This is a genomic window from Shewanella carassii (assembly GCF_002777975.1).
In the GTDB taxonomy this organism is placed as follows: Bacteria; Pseudomonadota; Gammaproteobacteria; order Enterobacterales; family Shewanellaceae; genus Shewanella; species Shewanella carassii.
The window spans coordinates 149309-163063 of record NZ_NGVS01000033.1; the positions used below are offsets into that span (position 1 = coordinate 149309).

Consider the following 13755-nt stretch of genomic DNA (forward strand, 5'->3'; position numbering starts at 1 on the left):
ATTGGCTAAATATCGTCGTTGAATTGTCATCGACTTCGAGTGCTGAATCGGGGCTCAGCGGCAAAAGACCTGCGAACCAATCAAACAGTAGTGACATGGAAACGTCAAAATGCCACTCGCGTTGCAGCGAATGGCTATCTGCTCAATCACGGGCGTTTAACTGTACTAGCTTAGCCGTGATGCTCTGTCTTTATCAGCTTGCCGAACTGATCGTAGAAGTTCCAGTCGCCAGATTCACGATTGCTGATATAGCTGCCTTCGGTACGTTTTTCGCCATTGGTCCAGAAGGTCTGCCACAGCCCCTCTTTTCTGTCCCTGAGGAAGGTGCCTTTCTCGGCCAGCTTGCCGTTGTTGTGGAAGTAACTGGCTTCACCCTCTTTCTGGCCCTTGAGCCACTGTTCATGGCTCTGTGGTTTGCCATTTTGGAAGTACTGGCTCAGTTTGCCATCGAGTTTTCCCTGCCAGTAGTTGGCCTGCAGTTTCAACTGGCCGTTACTGTAGTACTGCTCAGACTTGCCGTGCAGTACATCGTCCTTGAATTCCTGACTGGCGGCGAGCATGCCATCTTCAAACCAGCTTTGCCACTGGCCGTTTTTGGCCCCTTTTAACAACTCGCCGGCCAGTTTCTGCTGCCCATTGTCGACATAGTACTCGCTGTAGCTGCCGGTCTTGTCGCCATTGGCATAGGTTTCCTTGCGATAAAGGATGCCCTTGAAGCTGTAATGCTCACGTGCACCATGCAACTTACCCTGCTGCCACAGGCTCTTGATCCTAATATTGCCCTCGGGGATGGTGCCGAAGGTAGGATCGTCCTCTTCGTAGCGGTAGTCTATCCAGGTACCTGTCTTCTTGTTGTCCAGGTATTCTCCAGTAACCCGGCGGCGGCCATGGTAATACTCGGCATATTGGCCATTGAGTTTGCCTTTGACAAAGGTCTGCTCCCGGCTCTTGACCCCTTCGCGATACTGAATCCAGAGCCCGTCCTTGTCGCCGTTGAGATATGCGCCTTCCTCATTGGGATCGCCGTTGGCGTACCAGCGCTTGAAGGCACCATCGAGCGGATAACGATAATCCTTGGCGGCCTTGTCTTTGGCATAGTGGGCCAACTCCCTGGGCTTGCCATTGTCGTAGAAGCTCTCATATTTGCCGACCCACTTGCCGTCTATGACTTCGCCCTGTTCTTGCACTGTGCCATCTTCAAAGTAGCGGATGGACTTTCCGGTTTGCTTATCATGCTGATATTGCAACAGGCTGCGTTTTTCCCCGTTCGGGAAGTAACGGATAAAGTCGCCGTGACGTTTTCCCTGTTGCCATTGGCTGGACTCTTGCAACACGCCGGCGCTGAAATGCTGATATAAGCCATCCAGCAGGCCCATGGCGAACTGGGACTTTTCCAGTGGGTTGCCGTCGATATCGAAACGTTCATACTTGCCATGGCGGGGATATTGACCGTTGTCGCTCAATTGGCTGTCGTGGAAGGTTTCCAGCTCGGCCAACTGGCCATTGGGATGAAAACGTTTCTGTATACCGGTTTGCAGGCCATTTTTGTAATGCTGCTCTATGACCAGCTTGCCTTCACTGTTGAAGTACTCCTGGTGGCCATCTTTTTCGCCGTCACTGAAGAGTTCATTGCCCAGCAGCACGCCTTTATTGTCGAAGGTTTGGCATTGGCCCTGGCGTTTACCTGCGCGGTAAGCACATTTGACCGCCAGTTCACCGCCGGGGTGATATTTCAAGCTTTCGCCGTCCCGTTCTCCGGCGCTGAAACGGGTTTCGCTCTCTTTACTGCCATCATCAAAAAAGCTCTGCCAGACGCCCTGACGTTGGCCATTGGCATCGAATTTGCCCTTGATCTTGATGACGCCCTGGTTGTTTTGTTCCAGATACTCGCCAAAGAGTTGGTTGTTGGCATATTGCTGGCTTTGGGCCAGGGTGCCATTTTCATAGAAGCTCTGCCACTGACCATGGCGCAGGTTATCGGTATAGGTTTCGCTGGCCTTGAGTTTACCGCTGGCGTAGAAGCGCTTGACCAGCTCTTTGTTGCCGCTGCGGTAGAATACGCTTTCATTGAGGCGGCCATTGCTGTCGAAGGTTTGCCATTCCCCTTCCGGCACGCCCTTGTTGAACACCTGTAATTCGGTCATCTGGCCGCTGAGGTCATACATGCGCCAGCTGCCATTCTGATAACCCTGGAAATACTGGCCCTCAATCAATTTGGCATTGTTGCTGTGAAATACCTGCCAGCGGCCATTGGGTAATCCTTGAGAGAAAGTCGCTTGGGTATAACCTTGGTTATCGCGAACGATGGAGATCTCACCATTGAGGGGCATGCCACTGGCCAGATTGTAATAATGGGGGATACCATCTTGCTGCCGGACTTCCACCATTAAAGACGAGAGGTTTTGTGCGGCCTGCGCCTGTTGCAGCGCCGGTTGTATTGTGGCAGCGGCCAGCATGGCCATGATGGTGAGATGTTTGTGCATCGGTTCTCCTTGTTACCTACTGCAGCAATCCCGTCATTGGGATCCAGGTTTTTTCTTAGGAAGTGTGCCTGCTCTTGCGGGCTCTTTTATGGAAGTACATTTGGCTGTCAGCCTGTTTCAGGCTGGATTCAATATCGCCGTTGAAAGGCGCAATGCCGACACTGAAATAAATCGCCACATCCTGAGTAGCCAATTGGGTCTCGACCTGCTGTAAGCGTTCTTTGAGCCAGAGTTCGCTGCCGTAGCAGAGCAGCACAAACTCGTCGCCGCCAAAACGACTGATGAGCGATGGGGCAGGAAAGTTGTGCTTCAACTCGGTCGCCAGACGCTTGAGGGCATAATCTCCGGCGCCGTGTCCCAAGGTATCGTTAATCTGTTTCAGATTGTCCATATCAAGCAGCGCAGACATGGTTTCCACTTTACTTTGGGGCTGCCATTTTTGTGCTTGGGTTTCGAAGTACTTGCGATTGGCTAATCCGGTCAGGCTGTCAAAGTTGGCTAACCTATGGATCTGGCGAGATTTTTGATATAGGGCGATGGCATTGGCGGCTTCGCGGGTCAAAATAGCCACCAAGTCCCTGTCATAGCTGCTGAAGCTGGCAACCAAAGAGCTATCCAGGTTGAGCATGGCATAGAGCTTTTTATCAATATGGATTGGACTGGACAGGGTCGCCCGAATGGGCGGGCTGGCGGCGTTCAATAATAGCGACTGGGCTTCGAGACTGAGACCGCTTCCGGCGTTGATTTTGCGCATATCATTGACCACAACTACCCGGTCGCATTGGCCGTTAGTTAAACGATAGGCAAAAGATTGCTCCAGGGTCATATCCAGCTGTTTTAGCTTGGTCATATCCAGGCCCACAGCCGATTCAAAGTGCAGCTTATTACTGCCGGGTTCCACCAGTATGATAGTGCCCATTTCGGCACCATCGACCATGGCAACGGCTTTACCCAGCAGGGCGTTGAGAAAGGCGTGTTCGGTCTCATATTGACTGGATAGATGTACCAACTCGAAGGTGGCATCATTGACCCCGATGACCTGTTCCAAGTGTTGCCACAGTCGTCCAATATGACCTTGATGGACATAGCATCCCAGACTATAAGCCAGGAAATAGATGATAGAAACACCGCCCCACTGCAGCCAGGGCAGTGTGTCAGTAGGGCTGGTGATCCAGAACAATATGGTTATCAGCAGCAGCGGCAGTAACAGAAGCAGTAGGTGATAGCGCAGATCCAAAGTGTCTATCTTCTGCTTTCTGAGTCCATTCCGATCCGGCAAATTCTGAAAATCCTAAAGTAATACCTGGAATTGAGGTAAAAGGCGGGTTATTACCCGCCTGTTTATCAACTAAACTCCGCCAGTATCCACGTGAGCGGTGCCTGATACTGTGACGGCATCCATTGTTTGAGTTGGCTGATACTGTCTGTCAATGCACTTTTATCCAGTACCGACAGGTTCAGGTGGCCTACCTTACGGCCGGGGCGCACCTCTTTGTCGTACCAGAACAGCTCGGCATTGGCCAGGCTCAGCCAACGGTCGTCCTTATCTATGCCTATCAGGTTGACCATCACACACTGGAAGTTAACCTGAGGCGTCATCAGTGGCAATTCGCACAAGGCCCGCAGGTGCAACTGGAACTGATCCATATGAGTGCCTGCCTGAGTCCAGTGTCCTGAGTTGTGCACTCTGGGAGCCAGTTCATTGACCAGCAGGTGATCGCCCACCCGGAAACACTCCATCGCCATCACCCCCACATACTCCAGCTCATGCATTATGCTGCTGAGCATAGTCTCGGCTTCGGCCTGCAATGGTTGCAATCGCGCCAAGGGGGCTATCGATGCCATCAGAATACCATCCTGATGTAGATTGAGTGTCAGAGGATAAAAGAAGCACTCGCCGCTGCGGCTGCGAACCCCAACCAGAGATACCTCTTCATCGAAGGGGATCGCCTGCTCGGCAATCGCCTCATTACGCCAATCGGCCGGGATAGTGCTCGACTCGGCTTGCTTCAGCCAGTGCTGCCCCTTGCCATCATAGCCGCCGGTGCGGCGTTTCAGTAGAACTCTTTTACCATATTTGTGATAAAGATCATTAACTTGGGTGTTATCGTCCAGCAGTTCCCAAGGCGCTGTGGCCACCTTGAGCTGATCCAGCAGGGATTTTTGGGTGTATCTGTCGGCGAGGCGGCCAAATACCGGGCCATTAATGAAATGACAGTGCTGCGATAATTGCAGGCTCAGGGGCGACTCCGGCCACTGCTCACGCTCGGCAGTAATAATATCTGTGTCTGTCAGCGGCAACTTTTCATCGCTTGGCGCCATGATATCCACCGGGCGGACATCTATCGCCAGCGGTTGGCCGGCATGACGTAACATGGCACCCAGTTGGCCATCGCCCAGTACCCAAACTCTCTTGTCAGCCATCTCAGTCTTCCCTCGGATCCGGATTATCCAGTACCGCGCGGGTTTGAGCTTCGCGGAAGGCTTCGAGGCGCTCGGCCAGTTGCGAGTCCTGAGTTGCCAGCATCTGGCAGGCCAGCAGGCCGGCATTGAATGCCCCGGCTGTACCTATGGCCAGCGTTCCCACGGCAATACCCTTGGGCATCTGCACTATCGACAACAGGCTGTCCATGCCGCTGAGGGCCTTGCTTTGTACCGGCACGCCCAGTACAGGCAAGCGGGTCTTGGAAGCTATCATACCCGGCAGGTGAGCGGCGCCGCCGGCACCGCCTATGATGACCTTGTATCCTTTGTCTGCTGCTGATGCGGCAAATTCCATCAACTTGTCTGGGGTTCTATGGGCCGAAACCACTTCGACATGGTAGGGCACCTTGAGAGAATCCATGATCTCTGCGGCCGCTTCCATGGTGGGCCAATCACTCTTGGAACCCATTACAACAGCAACGAGGGCTTGCATGATAACTCCTTAACTACTGATTTTATTTATAATATTTTGCCTGTTTCCAGGTCGGGTACAGTAACGGACGGTGCAAACCAGTTCCATGAGTGCTCTGCGTGGGCTTACAGGCCAGGATACAAGGCGTGGTTCGCAACGTCCTTAACCCGGCGTTGTTCCCAAGGCCGGGCGATAATGGCTGCAGATAATATCATGACAGGACGGCGCGCGCTGCCCTTGAACACTGTGTTTCGGACAAAAATCAGCCCGAGTAAAAGATGCGATAGAGGCGGCCTTTGGCATCATCGGCTATCAGCAAGGAACCATCCGGTAACTGCAGCACATCGGCGGGGCGTCCGGATACGGTTTCGCCCTTGAGCCAGCCTTCGGCAAACACCTGAGGTTCACCGGCCTTGCCCTGTTTTATCGGCACGAAACGCACTCGATATCCTACCTTGCTGGACCGGTTCCAGGAACCGTGCTCGGCAATAAAAATGCCGCCGTGATAGGCCTTGGGGAAGCTGTCGCCGCGATAGAAGGTCATTCCCAGCGCCGCTACATGGGCGCCCAGCTTGACTTCAGGAGGGCTGAAATCGGCGGGCTGCTTACCTTTGCCGAATTCAGGATCCAGGGTATCTCCTTGATGAACGTAGGGATAACCAAAATGTTGGCCGCGCTGACTCAAATGATTGAGCTCATCGGCTGGCATATCGTCTCCCATCATGTCGCGGCCATTGTCGGTAAACCACAGCTGGCCACTGATAGGGTCGAAGTCGAAACCGACACTGTTGCGCACACCGGCGGCTTCGAGCCTCGGTTGTTTGCTTTGGAGATCCAGGCTGATTATTTTGCTGTAGTCGCTGCCGGCATCACAGATATTGCAAGGCGCGCCTACGGGTATATACAGGCGGCCGTCGGCGGCAAACTTGAGGTATTTCCAGCCGTGATGCTTATCTGAGGGTAAGTCATCATAAAAGATTCGATAGCTCGGGGAAGCACTCTGACTCAGCTGTTGCTCGATATTGTCAAAGGCGAGAATTTGGCTCACGGCGCCTACATAGAGAGTCAGGTCCCGAAAGGCTAGTCCGGAAGGCATATTGAGCCCGGAGGCGATCACTTTGACCTTGTCGTGGCGGCCATCGGCATCTGTATCGATTGCGGCATAGACTTTACCTTCGCCGCGACTGCCGATGAAGAGTGTGCCCTGGCTGCCAAGCGCCATCTGGCGGGCATTGGCGACATTATCCAGATAGACTTCTATCTCAAAGCCCTGGGGCAGGCGGATATCCTTCAGTTCCGATGGCGCTGAATTTTTAGCCAGTGCAGAGCCACTCACAGTAGCTGTCAGCAAAGCCGCCGTCGAGAGAGCTGCTGCAAGTGAAATAGCGCGGCGCAGCGGGCGCAGTGAAACGGATGAATGCTTAGACATAAGGCCTCCTTGCGGTTGGGCATATCAGTATGACCTGAAATGAAGGCGAATAAAAAGGGAGGCTAAGCCTCCCTTCAATTTACTTTCTAACCAGCTCGTTATTTGGCGGATGCTTTACTGCCAAGGACGGTGCTTTTTTCCATCAGTCCCAACGCCGACAAGCCGGTGATCACGTCCAAATTGGAGGTCATGCCGTTGCCGCCACTGCCGTTGATATAGTTCTTCGGCATATCCACCTTGAAGTTGGGCAGGTTCTGATACAGGGAGTTGGCCACATCCCGGTTCAGCTCGGCCAGATACACCTTCTCATGGGCACCCAGTGCCTTGTATTTCGCCGCCAGTACGTCGGCTTCGGCTATCCCTTTTTCACGGATCGCCTTGGCCTCAAACATGGCCGAGGCCGAGTTGGCTTTCTGGATCTCTAGGTTGGCCTGGGCGATTTCCAGCTCCTTGGCCTTGCTCAGGGTGGCGATATCTTTCTTCTTACGTTCTTCCACCAGTTCACGCTCGGCGATTTGCCGCGCCACTTCAACCTCTTTTTGCTGGGCAATAACCGCCAGCTCCTTGGCACGCTGGGCATCCTGTACTTCGCGGGTACGCTGGATCTCTTTGCGCAGCTGCTCTGTCTTGGCCTGGGCCTTGGAGGTTTCCTGCTCCTGAATAGTGCGGATCCGCTCGGCAACCAGTTTTTTCTTATCGGTCAATAGCTTGTCAAGCTGATCTTCCGGCTTGGGATCGCCGATAGTGACCTGGGTGACCGTGATGCCATAATGTTTAAGCGGGTTGTCCTGACGTATCGGATTACCGCTCTTGTCGGTAATAGGCACTGTCTTCCACACCAATTGCTTGGTGGCTTGCAGCTTGTTGGAATCCTCCTGATCGAAGCCCACCGGCACCAGATCCACTTGCTCGACTTCAACTTGGCGCCGTTCAGTGGTGTAGATACCGTTGCTGAGCTGATCTGACAATTGTGCCTTGAACTGATTGAGGCCGCCCTGGAAAAACTCTTCGCCGGTATATTGGGTCGAGGTGATCACAGTGACGTTGCGGGCGTTCTTGATCAACATGGTGTCAATCAGGTTGTCGTTGGAGCGAAACTCCCGATGCATCGTCTTGAGCTGCTCGGGATCATAAGACAGCTTGAAGCGGAAAGTGGCCGGTACCTGGCCTGTGTAGGTATCGGCAAAACGTACCTGCAGCGCCGGCAGACGTTGGTAGAATACCTCGCCCTGGTTGTTGCCAAAGGAGACTGTAACGACCTGATCATAGCGGGTTATTTTCGACAGAAACGGCATGCGAAAGTGGATGCCGGGCTCGGTGAACACATCCAAAGAGCCGGTAACATTGTTTTGATGCACATAGGTGTAACCGGCATCTGTCATCAATACTGAGCTTTGGGCAATACCCAGGGCCGCCAAAACGCCCACCCCAATCAGAATGCGCTTGGGGGTAAAATAGGATTTAAAACCTGAGGCACTTTTCAGTTCCATCTAATCTTCCTTAATTGAGTTCCAATACGAAATTGACATAATCCGGGTATTTCTGCTGCCAGGCATCATCAAAGAAATGCCCGCCCTGATGCGGTTTGAGCTGCAGTTGATTACCCGGGCTAAAAAATTGTTCCAGCTGTTTATCCAGCGCCAGATTACTGCTGTGCTCCTGTTCGCCGTATGAGATAACCAGTCGCTTACCGGCGGGCGCCGAAGCCTTGATTTCGGTTTGCATGCCGCCTGCCGACAATAGCAGGGCGCCGACATAATCATTCGGGTGTTTGGCCAGCAGGTGCGCGCTGTGAAGGGCACCCTGGGAAAAGCCCATCAATGCTACTTTCTGCTTGTTGACAGGGCTGGTCTTTGCCGCCTGGGCTAAAGCCTGCTGCACCGCCTGGTGACTGGATTCGGTTTCGGTTCTGGCCCAGCGGAAGCTGTGCTCATTGAGCTTTTCCGTGCCGTTGATCCCGATAAATATTGCCCGTTCACTTGTCAGCAGTTTGGCCATATGGGCGCTGTTACTGCCTTCTGTGCCATAGCCGGATAACCAGACCAGCACGGGCCAGCCACCTTCAGGGGCAGCCCCCTGAGGTCGGTAGATATAAGCTGTACCGGCATCTTTTGCATGCTGAGGATAACGGCGTTTAACATTATCCAGCACGGTGCGGTACTCATCCGAGTCTCTGATGGCGTTAAGTTCGTCGTCTTCCTCGAGCATGATATATTGCCACAGGCCGCGGCTGTCGGCTTGCAACAGCATTTCGATGGCTTGCTCTTTAAGTTCCAGCATTGCCAGAGTACCGGCGGCTTGATAGGGCGCCCAGATATTACTGCTATCGCGCTCTGTGGCCATTAGGTAATAGGCGAGGGCGCCTGCGTAGTTGTTGTAGCGGTTTTTTTCATTATCCCCTTGGGCGATGAAGTCTTCCGCATTGGCTTGACTCAGATACAGGTTGGCTATCGGGCTCAACGTCTGCCAGCGGATCTCCGCCTCCGTTTTTTCTTCATCTGCCAGTGCCAGTTGGCTTAGGCAGAGCAGTCCCAGCCCGGCTCCCCATCTCAACAGGTGGTAGAGCTTAGTGTGTTTGGTTTCCATCCCCAGTCCTTTGTCGTGTGGCGGTGATCCGCATCGCACTTTTTCGAGAGTTTTTAGTCAGCGCGCATACTAGCAGATTCGCTTTAGTGGGGGGATAGCCAATTTCTTACAATTGTGTCAGTAGTTTGCGATGGTTATTGTTTGGGGAGGATAAGCGAGCGCCCGGGTAAAACCGGGCGCGGGAAGATACAAGCAACGGCACGTTAACGCTATTGTGCCGGTTTGCTCTGGAGGGCTTCTGCACGAGTTTGACCATCCGTGCTGAGCGGCACCTGTTCTTCAATCAACTCTCTTAAGGTGGGATAGAACTTGAGTACACCTTCGATAGGTTGAACTTTGGCCTTGGCCAGGGTTCGGATTGGCTGGAATTGCAGATCGGCGACCAGCAGACGGGTATTATTGCTCTGGCATTTGCGTATCAATTTATTCAACGCCGCCATGCCACCGGCATCGAGAATAGACACCCCATCCATATAGAGCACTATGGTCTGTTTGTCCTGAGTCATCTGCGCGATTTCAGCAAAGATGCGCTCCGCCGCGGCAAAAAACAGTGGGCCATTAATCTTAAGTACCACCCAGTCGTCCGGCAGTGGCCGGTCGATGTAGCGTTTATTGTTATTGATTTCATAGAGCCGGGTCATCTCGGCGATCTCTTTCATAAACAGCAGGGCCGCCAACATGATCCCGAAAGAGATGGCGATCACCATGTCGAACACCACAGTTAGGAAAAAGCAGCTTAAGAATACCCAGATATCGCTGCGCGGCGCGGTTTTCAGCAGTTGCCAGGCCTTGGGAGCTTCGCTCATGTTCCAGGCCACTACCAGTAACAAGGCCGCCATGGCCGCCATCGGCAGGAAGGACAGTAAGCCAGCCAGCGCCACCAGTCCCAGGAGTACCACCAGAGAGTGGATAATTGCTGATACTGGGCTATAGGCCCCAGCCTTGACGTTGGCTGCGCTGCGGGCAATGGCGGCTGTGGCAGTGATCCCACCAAAGAAGGGCGCCACTATATTACCTATCCCCTGGCCAAGCAGTTCACTGTTGGCGCTGTGACGCTTACCTGTCATACCATCGAGTACAACGGCGCATAGCAAGGATTCGATGGCGCCCAACATGGCGATGGCAAAGGCGGCCGGGGCCAGGGCCTTAATCATCTGCCAGGATAGCCCCAAAGGTTCGCCATCTGGTCCAGGTTGCAACCAAGGCCACTCAAAGCTAGGCAAGAAGGGCGGAATACCATTGCCTTGGCTGCCATCGGGCAACAGATAATGAAAGCGGCTGCCTATGGTTTCTATTTCTTGCCCAAAACTGCCAAGCAGCAATGCCAGTAGGCTGCCGACTATGATGGCCGGTAGATGCGCCGGTACCGGCAATTTCAGTTTTGGCCACAGCAACATGACCGCTAGAGTGACCAATGCGACCAATAGGCTGGGTAAGTCGGTTTGTGGTAAGGCTTGCACCAACACTTGCAGTTTTTCACCAAACTGCTCCGGCATGCTGTCTATGGGGAGACCGAAGAAGTCTTTCAACTGCAAAACCGCAATGACCACACCTATCCCGGCGGTAAAGCCCAGCGTCACCGACTGAGGAATATATTGGATCAGGCGACCAAGGCGCAGCAGCGCCATGGCTATCAGGATAACGCCTGACATCATCCCCGCTATCAATAGACCTGCTAGGCCAAACTCCTGGGCTATTGGGTAGAGCAGTACCACAAAGGCCGCGGTCGGGCCTGAGATGGAGTAGCGTGAACCACCGGTAATGGCGATGATAAAGCCACCTATGATCGCAGTATAGAGACCATATTGAGGGGCCACACCACTGGCGATAGCCAAAGCCATAGCCAATGGAATGGCGATGATCCCCACAGTGACCCCGGCCATCAGATCCTGGCCAAAATGCTTACCGCTGTATCCTTCCTTGGCGATGACTTCACGCAGGGCATGGCCCAGGCGTAAAGAAAAGAGTTGGGTTCTGAAATTGCTTATGTGAGGCACGTCGACAGGGCTCCATAAAATCGAACCGGCTTGTGACCGGGAAAAAAAGAGCCGTTATTTTAGGCTTCCGTTAATGACCCTTGTGTGATGTCTGGCTCAGAATCAAAATTTTAGGCTTTTTTTTATTGTGGAAGTATGTTTGGTGTTTAAGTGGTTATTTTCGCGATAGAAGAAGGCCTTTGGCTATGGCCTTTGGCTTTTTATTTCCATTTTCTTATCTGGCGATAACCCTTTTGTCCTTGGCATCCGTTTGCAATAACAATAGCCGAATAAGGAGAAATGTTATGAAGGCGACAATGTTGCCAGGCAAATGCAAGGTGAGTACCAAAGGGAAGATGGGGATAAATCAAAGCGCCGCCATTGCCGGGCGCCGGTATTATCTTAGCCTATGGGCCATTCTAGTTGGCAGTTTGGGGTTAGCCGCCTGCCAGCCACAGCAGTCCCATGAGCCACCCAAGGTAGCCAATCAAGCGAGTGAGGCTCAGTCCTCTGAGGCTGAAACTACTGTGCTGCCAAGCAAAGACCCCGGGCGGGATATCGCGAATGCTATAACCCATGCGCAAGCTCAGAAGTTAGCCGTCAGCACCGTCGCATCACCTCGGACTTTGTACCAGCCGAGTGTCCAGCCAAGAAGCTTGAGCGTGCCTGCTGAGTTGACTCTGGCGGATGTGAATTATCCCAGCGCCACAGTGCTTGCCAATGGCTCGGAGGTGTATATCGCCAACGGCATCATGGTGGCGGGCGAAACGCCGTTATCGACCTTTTCCGTTGATGTGGACAGTGGCAGTTACAGCCTGATGCGGCTCAGTATCAACCTGGGAGCATTGCCAGCCAAGGGCACTGTGAGAGTCGAGGAATTGATTAACTATTTCGACTACAACTACCCACAGCCGGACAAAGGCGAGCCTTTCTCCATCAGTACTGAGCTGGCACCGTCGCCTTACAATGAAGGCAAGATGTTGCTGCGTATCGGGCTTAAGGGCTATGAAGTGCCAGTCAGTCAGATAGGCGCCGCCAACCTAGTGTTCTTGCTGGATGTGTCTGGCTCCATGTCATCGCAGGACAAGTTGCCGCTGCTGAAATCGGCCATCAAAATGCTCAGCGACACGCTCACCTCTGAGGACAAGGTGTCGATAGTGGTCTACGCCGGTGAGGCCGGCGTAGTACTAGACGGTATCAATGGCGCCGATAGCGAGAGCTTAGATGCCGCTTTGGCTGAGCTTAAGGCCGCCGGTGGCACCAACGGCGGCGAAGGCATCCAAACAGCTTACCGTTTGGCCCGCAAGCACTTTATCAGTGGCGGGGTAAATCGGGTTCTGCTGGCCACCGACGGCGACTTCAATGTGGGCCTGACCAGCAGGAAGGAGCTGCTGGCGCTGGTTGAACAACAAAAGCAGCAGGGGATTGGCCTGACAACTCTGGGGTTTGGCCTAGGCAACTACCGCGACAGCATGTTGGAGCAGTTGGCGGATAAGGGTAATGGCCAATACGCTTATATCGATACCTTGAGCGAAGCCCGCAAAATCCTGGTGGAGCAGCGTAGCGGCACCCTGCTGACCATAGCGTCGGATGTCAAAGTGCAGCTCGAGTTCAACCCGGCGCTGGTGGCTGAGTATCGCCTCATCGGCTATGAAAACCGCGCCCTCAAGCGGGAGGATTTCAACAACGATAAGGTCGACACCGCCGAAATGGGCGCAGGGCATGCGGTGACGGCTCTGTATGAGCTCAGCCTTACGGATTCAAATAATCTGGCCAACGATGCATTGCGCTATGGTCGCGACCCTGTCAGCGGCAAGGAAAAATACAGCCGTGAAGAGCTTGGCTATCTGAAACTGCGAGCCAAACCGCCCTTGAGTGAGAGTAGCAAAGATAGCAAGAGCCAGCTTTATACTCACGCCATTCGCCTGGATTCGGCCCACAAGTCGCTTGCGCTCGCCAGTGATGATCTGCGTTTTGCTGCGGCGGTAGCCGGGCTTGGGCAACTACTTAACGGTTCAGTATATCTGCATGACTTTGACTGGCGCCAGGTCACCGAGCTTGCCGATTCGGCCAAGGGCGAAGACCCATACGGTTATCGACATGAGTTTGTCAGCCTGGCTCGCAGCGCCGCACTGTTGGCCGGGCAAGGCGCGCTTAAACCCAGACGCAAAACCGTGGCAGGGCTCTCTGTAGCAGGGTAACCCGGGATTAAGAAAGCCATGATTAACAAAATCAGGGCCGAATCTATGCCCGAACCCGCTCGAACCTATGCAAGCCGCCGGATTTAAGCCGCTGGAATAGGGGCATAGGCAAAACTGAGACCCAGAGTCGCGCCATTGGGGTTTACAGTCCAATGGCGTGGGGGCAAACTCTCATCCCAATAAC

9 protein-coding genes are annotated in these 13755 nt (G+C 53.6%); 1 reads left to right on the forward strand and 8 read right to left on the reverse strand.

Annotation, left to right across the window (positions count from 1 at the left end):
- Positions 1-170: 170 nt before the first annotated feature.
- The 8 genes from CBE72_RS16875 to dauA all read right to left on the reverse strand — a co-directional run bounded on the left by CBE72_RS16875 (position 171) and on the right by dauA (position 11391).
- Positions 171-2462 carry a toxin-antitoxin system YwqK family antitoxin gene (locus tag CBE72_RS16875; protein ID WP_308419688.1) on the reverse strand — a complete coding sequence of 764 codons (2292 nt, stop codon included), beginning with the start codon at positions 2460-2462 and terminating at the stop codon, positions 171-173.
- A gap of 76 nt (positions 2463-2538) precedes the next feature.
- Entirely contained in the window at positions 2539-3762 is a 1224-nt protein-coding gene (locus tag CBE72_RS16880; protein ID WP_100145222.1) for a sensor domain-containing diguanylate cyclase, read from the reverse strand.
- Between the two features lie 65 nt (positions 3763-3827).
- Positions 3828-4907: a 5-(carboxyamino)imidazole ribonucleotide synthase gene (gene purK, locus CBE72_RS16885; RefSeq protein WP_100145224.1), complete on the reverse strand. Its 1080-nt coding sequence runs from the start codon at positions 4905-4907 to the stop codon at positions 3828-3830.
- 1 nt (position 4908) lies between these two features.
- The gene (gene purE / locus CBE72_RS16890) at positions 4909-5400 is read right to left on the reverse strand and encodes a 5-(carboxyamino)imidazole ribonucleotide mutase (protein ID WP_025010942.1); all 492 of its coding nucleotides are present in this window, start codon (positions 5398-5400) and stop codon (positions 4909-4911) included.
- A gap of 241 nt (positions 5401-5641) precedes the next feature.
- Positions 5642-6808 (reverse strand): PQQ-dependent sugar dehydrogenase, encoded by a 1167-nt coding sequence (locus CBE72_RS16895; protein ID WP_100145226.1) that lies wholly within the window; start codon positions 6806-6808, stop codon positions 5642-5644.
- Positions 6809-6906: 98 nt separating this feature from the next.
- The gene (locus CBE72_RS16900) at positions 6907-8298 is read right to left on the reverse strand and encodes an SPFH domain-containing protein (RefSeq protein WP_100145228.1); all 1392 of its coding nucleotides are present in this window, start codon (positions 8296-8298) and stop codon (positions 6907-6909) included.
- A gap of 10 nt (positions 8299-8308) precedes the next feature.
- On the reverse strand, positions 8309-9394 hold the full coding sequence (locus CBE72_RS16905; RefSeq protein ID WP_100145230.1) for an alpha/beta hydrolase: 1086 nt from the start codon (positions 9392-9394) through the stop codon (positions 8309-8311).
- Positions 9395-9603: 209 nt separating this feature from the next.
- Entirely contained in the window at positions 9604-11391 is a 1788-nt protein-coding gene (gene dauA / locus CBE72_RS16910) for a C4-dicarboxylic acid transporter DauA (protein WP_100145233.1), read from the reverse strand.
- 284 nt (positions 11392-11675) lie between these two features.
- On the opposite strand from dauA, the gene CBE72_RS16915 reads away from it, so the two are divergent.
- Positions 11676-13571 (forward strand): vWA domain-containing protein, encoded by a 1896-nt coding sequence (locus CBE72_RS16915; protein WP_229672002.1) that lies wholly within the window; start codon positions 11676-11678, stop codon positions 13569-13571.
- Positions 13572-13755: the final 184 nt, after the last annotated feature.